The organism is Eikenella sp. HMSC071B05 (assembly GCF_001811325.1).
GTDB lineage: Bacteria > Pseudomonadota > Gammaproteobacteria > Burkholderiales > Neisseriaceae > Eikenella > Eikenella corrodens.
Genome location: NZ_KV804551.1, coordinates 837,629 through 853,970 on the forward strand (window position 1 = coordinate 837,629; position 16,342 = coordinate 853,970).

General features: G+C 56.9%; 21 protein-coding genes. 5 read left to right on the plus strand and 16 right to left on the minus strand.

What is annotated here, in order from left to right; all coding sequences use genetic code 11:
* Positions 1–16: 16 nt before the first annotated feature.
* Complete coding sequence (locus HMPREF2796_RS10210) at positions 17–364, minus strand: YraN family protein (RefSeq protein ID WP_070633368.1); 348 nt, start codon at positions 362–364, stop codon at positions 17–19.
* A gap of 126 nt (positions 365–490) precedes the next feature.
* On the opposite strand from HMPREF2796_RS10210, the gene rsmI reads away from it, so the two are divergent.
* Positions 491–1,369 (plus strand): 16S rRNA (cytidine(1402)-2'-O)-methyltransferase, encoded by an 879-nt coding sequence (gene rsmI, locus HMPREF2796_RS10215; RefSeq protein ID WP_070633370.1) that lies wholly within the window; start codon positions 491–493, stop codon positions 1,367–1,369.
* Positions 1,370–1,619: 250 nt separating this feature from the next.
* Positions 1,620–2,234 carry a hypothetical protein gene (locus HMPREF2796_RS11190; RefSeq protein ID WP_141749200.1) on the plus strand — a complete coding sequence of 205 codons (615 nt, stop codon included), beginning with the start codon at positions 1,620–1,622 and terminating at the stop codon, positions 2,232–2,234.
* An 82-nt stretch (positions 2,235–2,316) separates the two neighbouring features.
* Here the strand turns inward: HMPREF2796_RS11190 and HMPREF2796_RS10230 are convergent, their stop codons facing one another.
* The 10 genes from HMPREF2796_RS10230 to HMPREF2796_RS10275 form a co-directional block, all read right to left on the minus strand.
* Positions 2,317–2,922 (minus strand): L,D-transpeptidase family protein, encoded by a 606-nt coding sequence (locus tag HMPREF2796_RS10230; protein ID WP_070633377.1) that lies wholly within the window; start codon positions 2,920–2,922, stop codon positions 2,317–2,319.
* A gap of 80 nt (positions 2,923–3,002) precedes the next feature.
* A complete protein-coding gene (locus HMPREF2796_RS10235) occupies positions 3,003–3,284 on the minus strand; it encodes a DUF7710 domain-containing protein (RefSeq protein WP_070633379.1) in 282 nt (93 codons plus the stop codon).
* Positions 3,281–3,703: a hypothetical protein gene (locus tag HMPREF2796_RS10240; RefSeq protein WP_070633380.1), complete on the minus strand. Its 423-nt coding sequence runs from the start codon at positions 3,701–3,703 to the stop codon at positions 3,281–3,283. The genes HMPREF2796_RS10235 and HMPREF2796_RS10240 overlap by 4 nt, the downstream gene beginning before the upstream one ends.
* Before the next feature lie 194 nt (positions 3,704–3,897).
* Positions 3,898–4,098: a hypothetical protein gene (locus tag HMPREF2796_RS10245; protein ID WP_003823332.1), complete on the minus strand. Its 201-nt coding sequence runs from the start codon at positions 4,096–4,098 to the stop codon at positions 3,898–3,900.
* Between the two features lie 88 nt (positions 4,099–4,186).
* Positions 4,187–4,660 (minus strand): copper chaperone PCu(A)C, encoded by a 474-nt coding sequence (locus HMPREF2796_RS10250; protein WP_070633382.1) that lies wholly within the window; start codon positions 4,658–4,660, stop codon positions 4,187–4,189.
* A 30-nt stretch (positions 4,661–4,690) separates the two neighbouring features.
* Entirely contained in the window at positions 4,691–5,053 is a 363-nt protein-coding gene (locus tag HMPREF2796_RS10255) for a diacylglycerol kinase (RefSeq protein ID WP_070633383.1), read from the minus strand.
* Positions 5,050–5,769, minus strand: coding sequence for a hypothetical protein (locus HMPREF2796_RS10260; RefSeq protein WP_070633385.1), 720 nt, complete (start codon positions 5,767–5,769; stop codon positions 5,050–5,052). The genes HMPREF2796_RS10255 and HMPREF2796_RS10260 overlap by 4 nt, the downstream gene beginning before the upstream one ends.
* 267 nt (positions 5,770–6,036) lie before the next feature.
* Positions 6,037–6,987 carry a glutathione synthase gene (gene gshB, locus HMPREF2796_RS10265; protein ID WP_070633388.1) on the minus strand — a complete coding sequence of 317 codons (951 nt, stop codon included), beginning with the start codon at positions 6,985–6,987 and terminating at the stop codon, positions 6,037–6,039.
* 50 nt (positions 6,988–7,037) lie between these two features.
* Entirely contained in the window at positions 7,038–7,301 is a 264-nt protein-coding gene (locus HMPREF2796_RS10270) for a hypothetical protein (RefSeq protein ID WP_070633390.1), read from the minus strand.
* A gap of 55 nt (positions 7,302–7,356) precedes the next feature.
* The gene (locus tag HMPREF2796_RS10275) at positions 7,357–7,575 is read right to left on the minus strand and encodes a PspC domain-containing protein (RefSeq protein WP_003823339.1); all 219 of its coding nucleotides are present in this window, start codon (positions 7,573–7,575) and stop codon (positions 7,357–7,359) included.
* A 243-nt stretch (positions 7,576–7,818) separates the two neighbouring features.
* On the opposite strand from HMPREF2796_RS10275, the gene folE2 reads away from it, so the two are divergent.
* Positions 7,819–8,601: a GTP cyclohydrolase FolE2 gene (gene folE2, locus HMPREF2796_RS10285; RefSeq protein WP_070633392.1), complete on the plus strand. Its 783-nt coding sequence runs from the start codon at positions 7,819–7,821 to the stop codon at positions 8,599–8,601.
* 110 nt (positions 8,602–8,711) lie between these two features.
* Here the strand turns inward: folE2 and hpnC are convergent, their stop codons facing one another.
* From hpnC to HMPREF2796_RS10310, 5 genes are all read right to left on the minus strand, one after another.
* Positions 8,712–9,527 carry a squalene synthase HpnC gene (hpnC, locus tag HMPREF2796_RS10290; RefSeq protein WP_070633393.1) on the minus strand — a complete coding sequence of 272 codons (816 nt, stop codon included), beginning with the start codon at positions 9,525–9,527 and terminating at the stop codon, positions 8,712–8,714.
* A 185-nt stretch (positions 9,528–9,712) separates the two neighbouring features.
* Positions 9,713–11,059 carry an aldehyde dehydrogenase family protein gene (locus HMPREF2796_RS10295; RefSeq protein WP_070633395.1) on the minus strand — a complete coding sequence of 449 codons (1,347 nt, stop codon included), beginning with the start codon at positions 11,057–11,059 and terminating at the stop codon, positions 9,713–9,715.
* A 167-nt stretch (positions 11,060–11,226) separates the two neighbouring features.
* Complete coding sequence (gene acpS, locus HMPREF2796_RS10300) at positions 11,227–11,607, minus strand: holo-ACP synthase (protein WP_049258373.1); 381 nt, start codon at positions 11,605–11,607, stop codon at positions 11,227–11,229.
* Between the two features lie 191 nt (positions 11,608–11,798).
* On the minus strand, positions 11,799–12,062 hold the full coding sequence (gene rpsT, locus HMPREF2796_RS10305; RefSeq protein WP_003823349.1) for a 30S ribosomal protein S20: 264 nt from the start codon (positions 12,060–12,062) through the stop codon (positions 11,799–11,801).
* A 273-nt stretch (positions 12,063–12,335) separates the two neighbouring features.
* Positions 12,336–13,409, minus strand: a complete 1,074-nt coding sequence (locus tag HMPREF2796_RS10310) for an AI-2E family transporter (RefSeq protein WP_070633397.1) — start codon at positions 13,407–13,409, stop codon at positions 12,336–12,338.
* 206 nt (positions 13,410–13,615) lie between these two features.
* Here HMPREF2796_RS10310 and HMPREF2796_RS10315 point away from each other — a divergent pair, with 206 nt between their 5' ends.
* Positions 13,616–14,599 carry a DUF1853 family protein gene (locus HMPREF2796_RS10315; RefSeq protein ID WP_070633399.1) on the plus strand — a complete coding sequence of 328 codons (984 nt, stop codon included), beginning with the start codon at positions 13,616–13,618 and terminating at the stop codon, positions 14,597–14,599.
* A 228-nt stretch (positions 14,600–14,827) separates the two neighbouring features.
* On the plus strand, positions 14,828–16,321 hold the full coding sequence (locus tag HMPREF2796_RS10320; RefSeq protein WP_070633401.1) for a UbiD family decarboxylase: 1,494 nt from the start codon (positions 14,828–14,830) through the stop codon (positions 16,319–16,321).
* Positions 16,322–16,342: the final 21 nt, after the last annotated feature.

Below are 16,342 nucleotides of genomic sequence, written 5' to 3' on the forward strand. Positions count from 1 at the left end.
TCCACAACCGCCAGCTTCAATACCCGCCGATATTCTGCAACCACTGCGGCGGCTGATTGCCTTCAATCAAAATGGCATCGATACGGCAAGGTTGATTCGGCGCATTTTGCTGGAGCCAGGTTTCAGCGCTGCGGCTGAGTTTAGCCAATTTGGCCGGAGTGATGCTCGCTGCCGCGCCGCCGAAGTTTTGGCTGCGCCGCTGCCGCACTTCCACAAACAAATACACCCCGCCCTGTTCGGCGATGATGTCGATTTCTCCATAGCGGCAATGCCAGTTGCGCGCCAGGATGCGGCAGCCTTGTTTTTTCAGGTAGCCTGCGGCGGTATCTTCGGCAGCTTGGCCGGCAGCGTGGTTGAGGCGCATGGTTTTCCTTTCGTGCGATACCGCAAATCAGCTCCGCTTCCGCCACGGCCTACCCCGCCTTGTATCGGAAGCGAATTTAATTTGCTATAGTTTGCGGCGTTTCAAACGCAATCATACCCGAAGACCATGTGGCAAAAAATATTGGATAAGGCGGCCGCGCAGATTGAGCCGCAAACGCTGTATGTGGTGGCAACGCCCATCGGCAACCTGGCCGACATCACGTTGCGCGCGCTGGCGGTGTTGCAACGGGCAGACTTGGTGTGCGCGGAAGATACGCGTGTGAGCCAGCAGCTGCTCTCGGCCTACGGCATCCGTGCCAAACTCGTGAGCGTGCGTGAACACAACGAGCGGCAAATGACCGACACCATCACCGCCGCGCTCGCTGCCGGGCAGGTGGTGGCGCAGATATCGGATGCGGGCACGCCGGCGGTGTGCGACCCCGGCGCGCGGCTGGCCTCGGGCGTGCGGGCAGCGGGCTTCAAAGTGGTGCCGGTGGCCGGAGCCAGCGCGGTGATGGCGGCTTTAAGCGTGGCCGGGGTAACGCAGTCTGATTTTTATTTTGCCGGCTTCCTGCCGCCCAAGGCGGGCGAACGGGCGCAATGGTTTGAGCGTTGGCGCGAAGTGCCCTATGCCGTAGCGATGTTTGAAACGCCGCACCGCATCGAGGCGGCACTCACCCAAATGGCCGAAATCCTGCCCAACCGGCATTTGGTGCTGGCACGCGAAATTAGCAAGACATTTGAAACCTTTATCAGCGGCAGTGTGGCCGACGTGCTGGCTGCCGTGCGTGCCGATGCCAACCAAACGCGCGGCGAAATGGTGCTGGTGCTGCACCCGCCCGAAGCCGCCACTGCCAACGAACTGAACGACCAGGCGCGACACATCATGAGCCTGCTCGCCGCCGAACTGCCACCGAAAAAAGCCGCCGCGCTGGCTGCGGAAATCAGCGGGGCAAACAAGAAGGCGCTGTATGAATGGGCGGTGGCGCAGAAGCGGGAGGAATAAGGGCGGGTGGTTTAAGCGGACGAAAGGCTACCTGAAAACCGCAACTTCAACAAAGTTAAAACGGTGCTCTGTGCAGCCGAAGCTATGTTCCTACACAGCTAAAATAGTGAATGGCCTGCCAGAGACTTTCAGGTAGCCTTGAGCCTGAAGTGCTTTTCAATGAAGCGAAATTTTGCAACGACATCACCAAGACTGATGTTGCCCACGTTATGCCCACCCCTTCATATGGCTAATCGCTAAACAAAATATTATGAGTCAAATATCTATTGATGAAGTATGCAACAAATGGAGTATCGCCTCATCCTTGCTACCCAAAGAACTGATTGAATTGCTGAGCTTCCACAACGAATTGAGCAAAGAACAATGCTTCGTTTGGGATTTTAATTTCCACTTTGAAAAACGTGGCATTTCCGGCCCTATGACTTGGTTTTCCCCAACCGAGGAATTTACCAAACGTTTTTATACCTTTGCTGCCAATAACGCCTATGACCGTTTTACGATCTGGGATGATGGCAGCCATCAACCACTCAACCAAATGCCAGTTATGCTGATTGGTGATGACGGATATGTGGGTGTCGTTGCCGAAAATATTTTGCAATTCATGCAGATGATGGCTGCCATTCCACAAACACCAAGCGGGCGTTATACCTATCTAACCGACTCTGCCATCCTCGAGCCCGTGGAATGGTATTTGTATGAAAGCCCGCCGCCTATGTTTGAAGCATATCGTGCTTTTCTTTATCGGCACTTCCACGCTCTACCCTTATCCAACCCAACCGAGGCAACACTATTGGCTTTTCAAAAAAAACAGCCCTTATTTCTTCAATGGTCAAAGCCATATCGAGATTTTGAATTTTCTTTTTAGCCAGACTGCGCAAGATAAAGGCTACCTGAAAACGGTAAATCGTTTTCAGGTAGCCTTTTGCCATGCCAAACTGCCCTGCCCGCTAAGGCAAAATCTCAATTTCAGCCTGCGGTTTGACGTGGGCGTAAAGTTCGTCGATTTCGCCATCGGTTACAGCAATGCAGCCGTGGGTCCAATCGCGGCGCAGGTGTTGCGCGCCGATAAGGCCTAGGCCGTTGCGCAGGCCGTGGATTTTGATGTCGCCGCCGGGGCTTTTGCCTTGTGCGGCGGCATGGTCGCGGTCGGCGGCGTTGGGGTAGGAAACGCCGAGGTTTTTGTGGTGGCTGCTGTAGGGATTGCGGTCGTTGATGGTGTAGCGGCCTTCGGGGGTTTTACCGTCGCCTTCAAATTGTTTGTGGCCAACCGGGCTAAAGCCGAGTGCGATGGGATAGGTTTTCAGCAGGTTGCCTTGCGCATCGTAGGCATCCATTTCGCGCTCGGCTTTGCGCACAACGAGTTTGGCAATTTCGCTGCCCGGCGGCAGGGCGGGCTGTTGCAATAGGCTTTGCTGCCTGGGGCTGAGGCCGGCGCTGTTGCCGGTGTTGGGCAGGCTGCCGGGCGGGTTGCTGCTGTGCCGCAGAAAAACATAGCCGCTGCCGAGCAGCAGAAGAATGGTACCGAATAGGGCAAGTAGCGGTTTTTTATTCATGGGTTGGCATCTATCCGAGCTTCGTCGCAACTCGCGTGGCTCGTTTCCACTGAATTGAAGATTCGGTTTTCAGGTAGCCTTTAGGCTTCTTTGCCCGCTTCGTAGTGGTAGTGCTCCAAATGGGCGCTGCTGAAATTTTGGATGAATTGGGCGGTTTGTTGCTCGTCTTTGGTAGGGCGGATGATTTGGCTTTGCACTGCCCAGTCATACACCGGCTGATCAATCGGATAGGCGGTGAGCAAGCCGCTGAGGGCGTATTGCCGAATCCAGCGCTCTGCGTTTTCTTTACCGGAAAAGCAGGCCGACACATTCCGGCTGCCGCTGCCCTGGAACACCCAAATCCGATTATCCGCCCGGCTCATGCCGCTGCCCCTTGGTTCAGCCGCTCGAGCAGCGCACCGTCTTTGCCGAATTCAGCCAGCGTGCCGCCGATGTCGAACCAGACTTGCTGGTTTGCTTCGCCGCTGCCATCCAGATGCCAGGCCGCCCAGCTATACACGCCTTGGAGTTCGTGGGTGCGGCCGCCGCCGGACACATGCAGGCAAAACTCAAAGGCCACGGCGGTGCGGTTTATGGTTACGGCTTCGGGATGGCTTTCGGAGCGGGTGCCGACGGTAAGCCAATCGGGCGGGGAGGTAACGGCAAAATCGAGCAGGCGGCTGTCGGCCACTTGTTCGCGCAGAATGCTTTCGATGCTACGTCGGATTTCTGCATAAGGCTCATCGGCAAGCCATTGCAACATATGCCGGGTGTCGTCGAGGAGTTGGAAGTTGTCTTTCATGATTTTAAATCAGGTAGTTGTGGTTTCAGGTAGCCTCTATCCGGCATATAAGGCTACCTGAAAGCGTGCGCCGCAACGCAGGTAAAACGATGTTTCGGCGTAGTAAAAGTAGGTTGGGTTAGCCACAGGCGTAACCCAATATAAAGAGTATCCAATTGTTGGGTTACGGCTTGCAGCCTAACCCAAGCTACAGCTCATTTGCCCGTGAGTTTAAACACACCAACGAATACCAAACACACCAGCACAATCGAACCCAAAATGATCAGAGGGATAATGCCATCACCGAACATAAACATCAGCATTACTGCTGGCCAGATCAAAAAGTGGCCAGCCACATAAACAATTATTGCCGTCATAAATAAAGCTGTTAAAAACCGGACAATTTTATTATCCATCAATCCCCCAGCCTTCTTCTGAAAAACAGCACAATCTATTTTCAGGTAGCCTCCATCCCAACCAAGAGGCTACCTGAAACCTTATCGGCTAGTGCGTGTGATGGTGATGATGATGGTGGTGATGCCCGCCGCCCGCTTCATCACTCGGGCTTTTCACTTCCACTTGCACGGTTTGCTCGGGAGCGTGGCGGAATTTCAGCGTGAGCGGGAAGCGGCTGCCGGCGGTGAGGGGCTGTTTAAGGCCGATCAACATCACATGGTAGCTGCCGGGTTTGAGCTCGGTGCGCTCGTTGGCGGGCAGCGGCAGGCCTTGCGGCATGGCTTGCATGCGCATATTGCCGCCGGCCATCACGTGTTCGTGGATTTCCACGCTTTCGGCCACGGGGCTGCTGCCGCCAATCAGCGCGTCGGCGGGGCTGCCGTTTTCCAGCTGCATAAACACGCCGCCGGAATTCATGCCGGGCACGGTAAACCGCGCCCAAGCCTGGCTGGCGCGCACTTCTGCCTGGGCGGCTGCGGCCAAGAGCAGGCCGGAGAGGATAACGATTTGCTTAAGCTTCATATGCTTTCCTTTCTATCAAACGGGGTTGGACTACAGGGTGTTTAAGGCCATCAGCCAAAAAATGCCAATGAGCAACAGCGCCACCAGTTGCGCGGCGGAGCCGGCATCTTTGGCGATTTTAGAGAGCGGGTGCAGCTCTTCGGAAATCCTGTCCACCACGGCTTCGATGGCGGTGTTGAACAGCTCCACAATCAGCGAGAGCAGCGATGCGCCCACCAGCAGCATGCGCACGGGCGTATCAAAATCGAAACAACACGCCATGGGCAGCAGCACGGCGTGCAGCCACACCAGTTGGCGGAAGGCGGCTTCGTTGCGGTAGGCAGCGGTGAGGCCGTCGCGGGAATATTGGGCGGCGGCGATGATGCGCGCGAAGCCGTGTTTGCCGGGTTTCATTGATGCTCCTTTTGATGTTGGTAGTTGGAATAAAGGCAATACCAAGCGGAGGCGAAAAACACCGCCTGGGCGATATTGAATGTTGCTCCGCCGATACAGGCCGCTACGGCCGATTGTGGAAACAGGCTGCACACACCCGCCACCACAGCGCCCACCGGCAAGGGATTTGCCCACACAGAAGCACGCGGCAAGACAGTTTTGCCGCGCACGGTTTGCACCAACAGCACCAGCCAGCCAGCGGCCAGCAGCCCCACCGAGGCAAACCAATGCACCGCCAACATGGCATGAAATGCCCGAAATTGCGCCAGCAGCATCGGATAGGCTTCAGGCGGGCTATGCAGCAGGGTTTGCGCACTGATTCCCATATAATAAAAGCCCGCATGCCCCAAGGGCGAGAGTGCATAGCCTGCCGAGAGCAGGCTCAACACCGCACCTGCCGCCTTGCCGCGCAGCAAACGGCGCACACCGAAAGCCGAGGCCAAATAAAACGGCAGGCTGAAAGTGGCGGGCAACACGCCCCAAAACAGCCGCTGCGGCGATCCGGCCAGCATCAGCACCGCCAAATCCACATCGTCGCCTAAGGCAGAGGCCAGTGTGTGCGAAAACAACGGATACTGCCCCGGCGACTGCACAAAGCCCACCAGCAGCATGTCCGCCGCTGTCCAACACAGCGCGGCAAACAAGCCGGACAGCAATAATGTAAGTGGTTTGGTCATATTGGCGTGCTCCGAATGATGTGCGGGGCTACCTGAAAAATAAGTTCGGCAACAAAGTGGAAACGGGCAATTCTGCTCGACGAAGCTGAAAATATGCAGCTCGGCATGGAGCCAAACTATGGTTTGCCGCCCTGAAATTTTCAGGTAGCCTTCAGTCGTGGGTATACAGCATACAACTAATTGTATACAAAAAACTCTCGTTTTTCAGGCAGCCTCTATCGCTACCGTAGGCTACCTGAAAGCCGGGCTTCAATTGAGCAACGCCTATCACGCGTTCCGTTCCACCGCATCGATGAATTTGGCGGCTACGTCGAAGCCTTTTTGTTTGGTGATTTCTTGGAAACCGGTGGGGCTGGTTACGTTCACTTCGGTCAGATTGCTGCCAATCACGTCCAAACCGGCGAGCAAAATGCCGCGCCGTTTCAGTTCAGGGGCGAGGGTTTCGGCGATTTCGCGGTCGCGATCGCTCAATTCCTGCGCCACGCCGCGCCCGCCTGCGGCCAGATTGCCGCGCGTTTCGCCCTGCTGCGGAATGCGGGCAAGGGCAAAGGGCACGACTTCGCCGTCAATCACGAGGATGCGTTTGTCGCCGTGCACGATTTCGGGAATGTAGCGTTGCGCCATGATGGTGCGGCTGTCGAGCTTCATCAGGGTTTCGAGAATGCTGCCGATGTTCGGGTCGCGCTCGGTGAGGCGGAAAATGCCCATGCCGCCCATGCCGTCGAGCGGTTTCACGATGATGTCGCCGTGTTTGGCTAAAAAGGCGCGCACGTCGGCGGCGCGGGTGGAAACGAGGGTGGGCGCGGTGAATCGGGCGAAATTCAAAATGGCGAGTTTTTCGTTGAAGTCGCGCATGGCCTGCCCGCTGTTGAACACTTTGGCACCCTGCTGTTCGGCGAGGGTGAGCAGTTGGGTGCTGTAGAGATATTGCATATCGAACGGCGGGTCGGTGCGCATAATCACGGCATCAAAATCGGTCAGGGCAGACTGCACTTTATCCTGCGATTTGAACCATTCGTGGTCGTGGTCGTCTTTTGCGCCGATAAATTGGAACGGCGCGGCTTGAGCCACCACTTTGCCGTTTTGCACGGAGAGTTCGCCGGCCAGGGTGTGGTGCAATTTGTGCCCGCGCTTGGCGGCTTCGCGCATCATGGCGTAGGTGGTGTCTTTGTAGGTTTTGAAGGTGGCCAACGGGTCGGCGATGAAGAGGAGGTTCATGGGGTGTCCTTGTGGGGATTTTTCGGTTGGCGGGGTTCGGGCTACCTGAATTATCTGCGCCCGATGCCGTAGCCGTAGGCCAGCGTTCCGTCGGCGCTGCGGCAGACCAGCGTGTAGGCATGTCGGTTGTCGGCAGCCTGCACCACGCCCAATGTGCCGTGTTCGGCGGCGCAGTGCCGTGCGAATTCTTCGTGGCTGTTTTCGCCTTGGGCTAAGGGATGGAAAGCGGCGTTTTGGTGTTCGGCCACCGTCCCGGTACTTTGGCAGGCGGCGAGCAGCAGGCTTGCAGTTAAAATCAGAACGGTGTGTTTCATCGGGATTTCCGTGCGTGGAAAGGGCAAAATGGTTGTGTAGGCTACCTGAAACTGGCTAGCGGTAGGAATCGGGCGTGGCATTCGGCATGATAAACCACAAGATGATGTAAATCAGAATGCCCGGCACGGCCACACTGGCGCAGGAAATGATGACGAACAGGATGCGCGTCAGCGTGGGCGACCAGCCGAGATATTCGGCAATGCCGCCCATCACGCCGGCCAGTATGCGGTGTTGGCGGGAACGGTGTAGTTTAGTCAGTTGCGGTTGCGGCATGGTAGCTTCCTTTGTGTGGGTGTTTGGGGTTTCTGACTGCAAAGAGGATGTTCTCGGCAGTATGCAGATAAAGCAATATGATAAACCAAAAGCGCAGGTAACACCCGCCGCTGGGGCGGGCAGCAAAATCGCAGCCATAAATCTGAGCTATAAACTCACACCAACAATTGCCCAGCGGCAGCGGCAGGGCTATACTTCGCCCCCTTAATCCACCGCCACACACACCCGATAAGGAAACCACGGATGAATGCCATTGCCGACGTGCAAAGCAGCCCCGACCAACGCAATATGCCTATCAACCAAGTGGGCATCAAAGACCTGCATTTCCCGCTGCAAATCCAGAGCGCAGAAGGCGTGCAACACACTATCGCCCGCATCGGCATGACTGTTGCCCTGCCCGCCTCGCAAAAAGGCACGCATATGTCGCGCTTTGTGGCGCTGATGGAAGAGCGGCAGCACCTGGTGCTCGATTTCACCAGCCTGCATCAGCTCACGCTCGATATGCTGGAGCGGCTCGATGCCCAAGCCGGCCGCATCAATATCAGCTTCCCCTTCTTTCGCAAAAAGGCTGCTCCCGTGAGCGGCATCACCTCGTTTCTCGACTACGCCGTAACCTGGCAGGGCGAAGTGTCAGCCAGCGGAGAATACAGCCACCAAATCAAAGTATTGGCTCCGGTTACCAGCCTGTGCCCCTGCTCCAAGGAAATTTCGCAATACGGCGCACACAACCAGCGCTCGCACGTTACCGTTCCCCTCACCTGCCACAAACAGGAAGTTTCCATTGAAGAAATCATCGATTTGGTGGAAAACAAAGCTTCCTGCCAGCTCTACGGCCTGCTCAAACGCCCCGACGAAAAATACGTTACCGAACACGCCTACGAAAACCCCAAATTCGTGGAAGACATGGTGCGCGACATCGCCGTGGCGCTGAAAAACGACCCGCGCATCGACCGCTTCAGCGTGGAAAGCGAAAACTTCGAAAGTATCCACAACCATTCGGCCTATGCGCTGATTGAATATCCTTGAAGCCCCGGCGGCATAGCTGCGCAATAAAAAGGCTACCTGAAAATTTTAGCTTCGCAGAAACTCGTGAACTTGTTTTCAGGTAGCCTTTTGGCTGGGCGGAATACAGCCATTCACTTCTTAAGCCACGCCCGTTTCAGCATCAGCCACCAATCTTTCGCGCTGAGCACGGGGCGTTGAGTGAAGACGTTGTAGCGGTTTTCCTCCAGCTTGCGCAAAATGCTTTGCCCGCCAAGGATAATCAGGCGCAGCTCGAAGCCGATGCGGCCATGCAAGGTTTTGCCTAGCGGGGAGCCGGCCTTGAGCATTTTGTGGGCGCGTTGGCATTGGTGCGCCATCAGGCGTTGGAAGGCGGCATCGGCGCGGCCTTCGGCAATTTGCGCTTCACTCACGCCGAATTTTTCCAGATCGTCTTGCGGCAGATAAACGCGGCCCTTCTGCCAATCCACTGCCACGTCTTGCCAGAAGTTAATCAGTTGTAGGGCGGTGCAGATGCCGTCGCTTTGGGCAAGGCTGAGCGGGTCGGTGTGGCCGTAGAGGTGCAGCAGCAATCTGCCGATCGGATTAGCGCTGCGGCGGGCGTAATCCACCAGCTCGCCGAAGTGCTGATAGCGGGTTTTCACCACGTCTTGGCTGAAGGCGGAGAGCAGGTGGTAGAAAGGCTCGATCGGAAGATTAAACGGCCGGATGGCTTCGCGCTCGAGCCGCTGCATCAATTCGCTGTGCGGGGTTTGCCCGGCAGCAAGATGATCGAGCTCGGCACGCAGATTATCAAGCTGGCGCAGGCGTTCTTCGTTGGGCAAATCGCCTTCGTCGGCGATGTCGTCGGCAGTACGGGCAAACGCATAGATGGCGTGCACCGGTCGGCTCAGGCGGCGCGGTAAAACCAGCGAGCCGACGGGGAAATTTTCGTAGTGTCCGACTGACATGGTGTATCCTTAATGGGTTTTCAGGTAGCCACAAAGCGGGGAATCTACCTGAAAAATGTGATTTGTGTGTGAACGCCGATTTTATGTTGTGGCGGCTAGTTTCGGTCATAAATGCCAGACCTAATGTGCAGACATAAGGCTACCTGAAAAACGGTTTCGCATTTTCAGGTAGCCTTAATGGCACGCTATTTCTGCCAATATGCCTTCACGTTCACAAATTCATACAAGCCGAATTCGGAAAGTTCGCGCCCGAAGCCGGAGTCTTTCACGCCGCCGAAGGGCAGGCGCAGGTCGCTGCTGGTGTGGCGGTTGATGAATACGCTACCGGCTTCGATTTGCTGGCCAAGCTCCCAGGCTTTGTCGAGGTTGGCGGAGTAGATGCTGGCACCGAGCCCGAAGGGGTTGTCGTTGGCCAGGCGCACGGCGTCGGCAGCATCTCGGGCGTGGAAAATGCCCACGGCGGGGCCGAACACTTCTTCGCGGTACATGCGGCAGGCGGGGGTGATGTTGTCGAGCACGGTGGCAGGGTAGAAAGTGGTGTCAGCTTCGTTGGGCAGCTCGCCGCCGAGCAGCAGTTTGGCGCCGTGTTCGAGCGCGTCTTGCACTTGTTCGTGCACTTGCAGCTGCAGGTCTTTGCGGTGCAGCGGGGCGAGGGTGGTGTCGGGATCGAGCGGGCAGCCGGGGGTGAGACGGCAGCAGTGTTCGAGGAAGAGGCGGGTGAATTCTGCGGCAATGCCTTTGGTGAGAATGATGCGTTTGCCGGCGTTGCAGGATTGGCCGGCATCGCGGAAACGGGCATAGCAGGCATCGGCGGCGGCTTGGGCGATGTCGGCATCGTCGAGCACGATGAAGGCGTTGCTGCCGCCAAGCTCCATTACGGATTTTTTCAGATGGCTTCCGGCGTAGCCGGCCAGGCGGCGGCCGACGTCGGCAGAGCCGGTGAAGGCTAAGGCATCGGTTTTGGCAATGGCGTATTCCACATCTTCATGTGCCAGCCAAGTGGCTCGCCAGGGCAATTCGCTGCCAACAATATCAAACAAGGCGGCGGTGACACGGGCCACGCTGGGCGCGGGTTTCACCAAACAGGCATTGCCGGAGCACAAGGCGGGCACGGCAAAGCGGATAATCTGCCACACGGGGTAGTTCCACGGCATCACGGCCAGCACCACGCCCAAGGGCTCGAAGCGCACTTGGCTGAGGCTGGCCTGGGTGGCGATGGTTTGATGTTGCAGAAGCTGGGGGGCGAGCTTCACATAATAGCGGATGAGGGAGACGGATTTATCCATCTCGGCTTCGCATTCGCGCAGGCAGCGGCCGACTTCTTCGCAAATCATGCGGGCGAGCTTGGTTTTTTCGGCTTCGAGGCGGTCGGCAAAGGCAGCAAGCATAGCCACCCGCGCCTGCACGCCGGCAGCAGCAAAGCGACGCTGGGCAGTGCGCATTTCGGCCAGGCTTTGGCTGAAGGCGTCCATGCTGTCGGCAAGGCGTTCGTATAGCAAGGTGTTGCTGACGACGTTTCGGCTATAGAACATGGTGTTTCCTTTCTCTATTTGCTTTGGATTAAATGGTTTTAGCGGGCAGCCCGTGCAGCAGGCTACCTGAAAGCGCAGCTTTAACGAAGCTAAAACAAGCCCTGCTGGCTTCTGCGAAACTAAAACTTGATGCGATTGTTTTTATTATTTTTATAAACTGCTTTGCCCTACTCTTTCTCGGCCACGACGAAGGCTACCACCGCGCCGTTATCGTCGCTCAGGCTCAAATGCACCCGCCCGATGCCTTGTTGACGCAGCCATTCCTGCAAGGGCGGCTCCACCACGAATTCCGGGCGGCCGAGTTTGTCGTGGGCGATGGAAATGTGGTGCAGCGTTACCGGCGAGCGCAAGCCGGTGTGCACGGCTTTGGCAAAGGCTTCTTTGGCGGCAAACCGCTTGGCCAGGAAGTTTGCCTTGTTGCCGACGGAGCGCCACTCCAAAAGTTCGATGCGGCTGAGCAGGCGTTCAGCCAATGCCTGGCCGTATTTGTCGTATAGCTGCTCGATGCGCTCGATACGCAGGATATCGGTGCCGATGCCGTAGATCATTGAGTATTCCTGTTGTGCAAGATAGTGGGCGCATTGTAGCGCATTTTGGCCGCAACCTTACAGGTGAGGCGGCAGAGGCTGGCCAGGATTGGCATATTTTCAGGTAGCCTCACGGCCGTTCTGCAAATCTTCCGCGCAAAACAAAGCCGCATCTGTTTGCAAGATGCGGCAGCGTTTATGCAGCAAGCGGCTTAGGCCATGGCTTTGATTTTGGCAGCCAAGCGGCTTTTGTGGCGGGCGGCTTTGTTTTTGTGGAACACGCCTTTGTCGGCGATGCGGTCCATCACTTTGGTGGCTGCCACGAATTCGGCTTGGGCAGCGGCTTTATCGCCACTTTCCACAACCTTCAAAACTTTCTTCACTGCGGTACGGAAAGCAGTACGCAGGCTGGCATTGTGTGCACGGTTTTTCTGCGACTGGCGGGCGCGTTTGCGTGCCTGGGCGCTATTGGCCATATGAAAAATCTCCTGATAAGTAAAATAAAATCCGTAAGCGCGGCATTTTACTGGCGATGTTGTCTAAATGCAAGCAGCCACGAGCTATTTTCGGCAAACGGCGGGCAAGTAGGGAAAGAACGTTTGCCTGATACAACAAAACCGGGGCGGCTCGGCGCATTTCCCAGCCAGCCTCCAAAGCCAAACGAAAGGCTACCTGAAACTTTAGCTGCACCAAAATTCCGCCGTGCTGCGTTTCAGGTAGCCTTTGCAAACAACGCCTGCCCTGCCCGACTATTTCTCGCGCCGGTAGAACCCGCTATCCATATATGCCGCCACGCCCTCGCGCAGCAACACCAGCGTTACCGCGGCCAAGGGCAGCGCCAGCAGCACGCCCACAAAGCCCAGCAGGCTGCCGAAAGCCATCAGGGCGAAAATCACCCAAAACGGCGAAAGCCCGATGCGGTCGCCCACAATCTTCGGCGTGATGAAGAAACTTTCCAAAAACTGCCCCACGGCAAACACTGCCCACACCGTAATCAGCCCCTGCCAAGTGCCAAACTGCAACAACGCTGCCATTGTGGCCAGCAGCAGGCCGGTGAACGCGCCCAAATACGGCACGAACACCAACAGCCCGGCCACCATACCAATAGCAAAGCCAGATTCCAACCCAGCCAGCATCAGGCCCAAACCATAGAGCAGGCCCATAATCAGCATCACAATCAGCTGCCCACGCAAAAATTCGCCCAACACCGTATCCATATTACCGCCAATGCGCGTATAAGCCGCCAGATAGCGGCGCGGAATCATGGTGTTAATTCCCTCTGCCCAGCGCGACCAGTCCAGCAAAAAGTAATACAACAAAAATGGCAGCACCATCAAATTGCCCAAACTGGTTACCAAACTGCCGCCCTGTTCCAACAAGGCCGGCAGCGCCTTGGAAAGCCCGGCCTGAACGCTGCCCACATGGCCGCTTAGCCATTTCGATACCGATTGGTCATTCAACACCCAATGCGTGCCCAGCATATGATTAATCCAAGGCAGCGCCTTATTTTGCGCAAACGCCACCAATTCCGGCAGTTTATCCAGCAAACTGCCAAATTGCTGCACCAACATCGGCACCACAATCAGCAGCAACAACACCAGCAGCAACAGCGCAAACACCATCACCAGCATCGCCGCCGTCGCACGCCGCACCCTGTGTCGGCAGAGCTTTTCCACCAGCGGGTTCAAAATATAGGCCAACACCGCAGCCACCACAAACGGCGAAAGCACATCGCGCATCTGCACAATTAACAGCACCACCGCCAACAATAGCGACACCCCAACCACCCACGGCAGCCAGCCACGCTTTTTCGTTTTATACATACACAATCTCTTTAATTCATCCGGCACACGCCGCGTCGCGCTAATTATCCGGTGTCAACCCATAAAAAACAAATGATTTCACACACAATCAACAAGCCAAGGCTACCTGAAACCACGCCCCCTTTTCAGGTAGCCTTTTGAGACAACTTGACTGCTCACCCCGCCATCGCTACATTCCCTCCATCCCATTTCATCCCCGCCCAAGCATGAACTACGCCCTCGATGCCATCTGGTGGCGGCTGCGCCACCCCGCCGTGCGCGACCTCGCCTCCCTACTCACCGCCCCGCCCCTATGGCACAGCGGCTGCGAGCTCCCCATCCCCCGCTTGCTCGGCAGCCAAGGCTTCCGCTTCCTGCTCAACCTCGACAGCCAGCCCGCCCCGCTGCAACAATGGCTCGAACAAGAAGCCCCTTTCGGCCACCGCCTAGGCCACTACGCCGAAAGCCTACTCGCCTTCTGGATGGCACACGCCCCCCATTGCCAACTCATCGCCCGCAACCACCCCATCCGCAGCGAAAGCGGCCAAACCCTCGGCGCCGCCGACTTCCTCTGCCTTCTCGACTCCACCCCCTACCACCTCGAACTCACCTGCAAATACTACGGCGGCACCACACCCGACAATTTCCAAGGCCTCAACCCCACCGACACCCTGCTCGGTAAAGCCGCCAAACTGCAACAACAATGCCGCCTCCTCCACACCCCCCAAGCCCGCGCCCAACTACCCGCCCCACTCCAAGGCTACCTGAAAACGAGCGCAGCGAGTTTCTGCGAAGCTAAAACGAGCAAAGCGAGTTTCTGCGAAGCTAAAACGAACGAAGCGAGTCCTTGCGAAGTCAATACGAGCAAAACAGATTGCCGCCAACCCCAAAACTTTAGCCAAGCCCTCAACACCGCCACCATCATCCGCGGCATCGGCTTCACCCCAAATGGCATCCTCAACGGCAGCCCCCTCAACCCCCTCGGCTGGAGCGGCCTCCTCCTTCCACAATGGGCAGACTACCCCGCCCAAGCCACACAACGCTTCCACCCCCTGCCCCGCCTCGCCTACCTCGTCCCCGCCCGCGTTCCGTTTGAGCAAACCATCAGCGCCGCCGAGCTCGCCCACCAAGCCCCCGGCCTCATCGCCGTGGTCGAACAGCGCCCCGATGGCATGTGGCACGAAACCCAACGCCTGATGTGCCGCGGCTGAATAGCAATACCGAACAACAAAAAGGCTACCTGAAACCATCCAAACAGTTTTCAGGTAGCCTTTCTAAAACAAACCAGCCTAATAATAAGCTTTCCCCACCCCCTCTTTCTCCCCATATCTTTTTGGTATCCCCCATCAAATAAAACGGTATTTTTCTATTGGCTACCCGCCGCCTATACTGCAACGGCATTCAAAACTTTCCCCCAACGCAACAGAGAGGTGTAGAAAATGCCGAACCCGCAAAAATCCCCCGTTCACGACCTGCGCTCCGCCCTCGAGCTTTTAAAAACCCTGCCCGGCGAATTGGTGTCCACCGATGTGGAAGTTGATCCGATTGCCGAGCTCTCCGGCGTATACCGCTACGTTGGTGCCGGCGGCACCTGCCAGCGCCCCACCCGTAAAAACGGCCCGGCCATGCTGTTTAACAAAGTAAAAGGCTATCCCGGCATTCAGGTAGCCATCGGCTTGGTGGGCTCGCGCAAACGTGTTGGCCAGTTTCTCAATTGTGCTCCCGAACGCCTGGGCTTCCTGCTCAAAGACTCCGTACAAAATCCCATTCCGCCGGTACTGCTCGGCGAAGGGCAGCAACCGCAATGTCAGGAAGTGGTGCACCTAGCCAGCGATCCCGATTTCGACCTGCGCACCCTGCTGCCCGCACCCACCAATACAGTGGAAGACGCCGGCCCTTATTTCACGATGGGTTTGTGCTACGCCTCCGACCCAGAAACCGGCAAATCCGACATCACTATCCACCGCCTGTGCGTTCAGAGTAAAGACGAGCTTTCCATGTGGCTTACTCCCGGCCGCCACATTGACGCCTTCCGCCAAAAAGCCGAAGCCGCCGGCAAACCGCTGCCGATTTCCATCAGCATCGGCGTGGATCCCGCCATTGAAATCGCCGCCTGCTTCGAGCCGCCCACCACGCCGCTGGGCTTCGACGAACTAAGCATTGCCGGCGCGCTGCGCGGCCACGGAGTGGAAATGGCCAAATGCCTCACCATCAACGAACGCGCCATTGCCCATGCCGAAGTGGTGATTGAAGGCGAACTGCTGCCCGATGTGCGCGTGCGCGAAGATCAAAACAGCAACACCGGCAAGGCCATGCCCGAATTCCCGGGCTACACCGGCGATGCCAAGCCCGCCCTGCCCGTGATCAAAGTGAAAGCGGTTACCCATCGCAAAAACCCGATTCTGCGCACCACCATGGGCCCGGGCGAAGAGCACGTGAACATGGCCGGCATCCCCACCGAAGCCAGCATTCTGGATATGGTTGAGCGCGCTATGCCCGGCCGCCTGCAAAACGTGTTTGCCCACTCTTCCGGTGGCGGAAAACTTTTGGCTGTGATGCAGTTTAAGAAAACCACGCCGGCCGACGAAGGCCGCCAACGCCAAGCCGCCATGCTCGCCTTCTCCGCTTTCCCTGAATTGAAACACGTGATTCTGGTGGACGAAGATGTGGATATTTTCGACACCGACGATGTTTTGTGGGCTATGCAAACGCGCTACCAGGGCGATAACGACACCATCTTTATCCCCGGCGTGCGCTGCCACCCGCTCGACCCATCACAATCGCCGGCGTTCAGCAACCGCCTGATCCAGGAAGGCACATCGTGTAAAACAATCTTCGATTGCACCGTGCCGCTGCGCCTGAAAGAACACTTCCAGCGCTGCAAGTTTATGGAAGTAGACGTAAAACGCTTCCTGCCTGACTTTGAAGCATAGGCGAAACGGTTTCAGGTAGCC

Excerpts from the sequence above, each read along its gene's own strand:
- HMPREF2796_RS10245 (WP_003823332.1), bottom strand. The coding sequence starts at position 4,098 with ATGGATAATAAAATTGTCCGGTTTTTAACAGCTTTATTTATGACGGCA.
- HMPREF2796_RS10275 (WP_003823339.1), bottom strand. The coding sequence starts at position 7,575 with ATGCCGCAACCGCAACTGACTAAACTACACCGTTCCCGCCAACACCGC.
- rsmI (WP_070633370.1), top strand. The coding sequence starts at position 491 with ATGTGGCAAAAAATATTGGATAAGGCGGCCGCGCAGATTGAGCCGCAA.
- acpS (WP_049258373.1), bottom strand. The coding sequence starts at position 11,607 with ATGATCTACGGCATCGGCACCGATATCCTGCGTATCGAGCGCATCGAG.
- HMPREF2796_RS10240 (WP_070633380.1), bottom strand. The coding sequence starts at position 3,703 with ATGAAAGACAACTTCCAACTCCTCGACGACACCCGGCATATGTTGCAA.
- HMPREF2796_RS10210 (WP_070633368.1), bottom strand. The coding sequence starts at position 364 with ATGCGCCTCAACCACGCTGCCGGCCAAGCTGCCGAAGATACCGCCGCA.
- HMPREF2796_RS10260 (WP_070633385.1), bottom strand. The coding sequence starts at position 5,769 with ATGACCAAACCACTTACATTATTGCTGTCCGGCTTGTTTGCCGCGCTG.
- folE2 (WP_070633392.1), top strand. The coding sequence starts at position 7,819 with ATGAATGCCATTGCCGACGTGCAAAGCAGCCCCGACCAACGCAATATG.
- HMPREF2796_RS10320 (WP_070633401.1), top strand. The coding sequence starts at position 14,828 with ATGCCGAACCCGCAAAAATCCCCCGTTCACGACCTGCGCTCCGCCCTC.
- HMPREF2796_RS10270 (WP_070633390.1), bottom strand. The coding sequence starts at position 7,301 with ATGAAACACACCGTTCTGATTTTAACTGCAAGCCTGCTGCTCGCCGCC.
- hpnC (WP_070633393.1), bottom strand. The coding sequence starts at position 9,527 with ATGTCAGTCGGACACTACGAAAATTTCCCCGTCGGCTCGCTGGTTTTA.
- rpsT (WP_003823349.1), bottom strand. The coding sequence starts at position 12,062 with ATGGCCAATAGCGCCCAGGCACGCAAACGCGCCCGCCAGTCGCAGAAA.
- HMPREF2796_RS10310 (WP_070633397.1), bottom strand. The coding sequence starts at position 13,409 with ATGTATAAAACGAAAAAGCGTGGCTGGCTGCCGTGGGTGGTTGGGGTG.
- HMPREF2796_RS10295 (WP_070633395.1), bottom strand. The coding sequence starts at position 11,059 with ATGTTCTATAGCCGAAACGTCGTCAGCAACACCTTGCTATACGAACGC.
- gshB (WP_070633388.1), bottom strand. The coding sequence starts at position 6,987 with ATGAACCTCCTCTTCATCGCCGACCCGTTGGCCACCTTCAAAACCTAC.
- HMPREF2796_RS10315 (WP_070633399.1), top strand. The coding sequence starts at position 13,616 with ATGAACTACGCCCTCGATGCCATCTGGTGGCGGCTGCGCCACCCCGCC.
- HMPREF2796_RS10230 (WP_070633377.1), bottom strand. The coding sequence starts at position 2,922 with ATGAATAAAAAACCGCTACTTGCCCTATTCGGTACCATTCTTCTGCTG.
- HMPREF2796_RS10255 (WP_070633383.1), bottom strand. The coding sequence starts at position 5,053 with ATGAAACCCGGCAAACACGGCTTCGCGCGCATCATCGCCGCCGCCCAA.
- HMPREF2796_RS10235 (WP_070633379.1), bottom strand. The coding sequence starts at position 3,284 with ATGAGCCGGGCGGATAATCGGATTTGGGTGTTCCAGGGCAGCGGCAGC.
- HMPREF2796_RS11190 (WP_141749200.1), top strand. The coding sequence starts at position 1,620 with ATGAGTCAAATATCTATTGATGAAGTATGCAACAAATGGAGTATCGCC.
- HMPREF2796_RS10250 (WP_070633382.1), bottom strand. The coding sequence starts at position 4,660 with ATGAAGCTTAAGCAAATCGTTATCCTCTCCGGCCTGCTCTTGGCCGCA.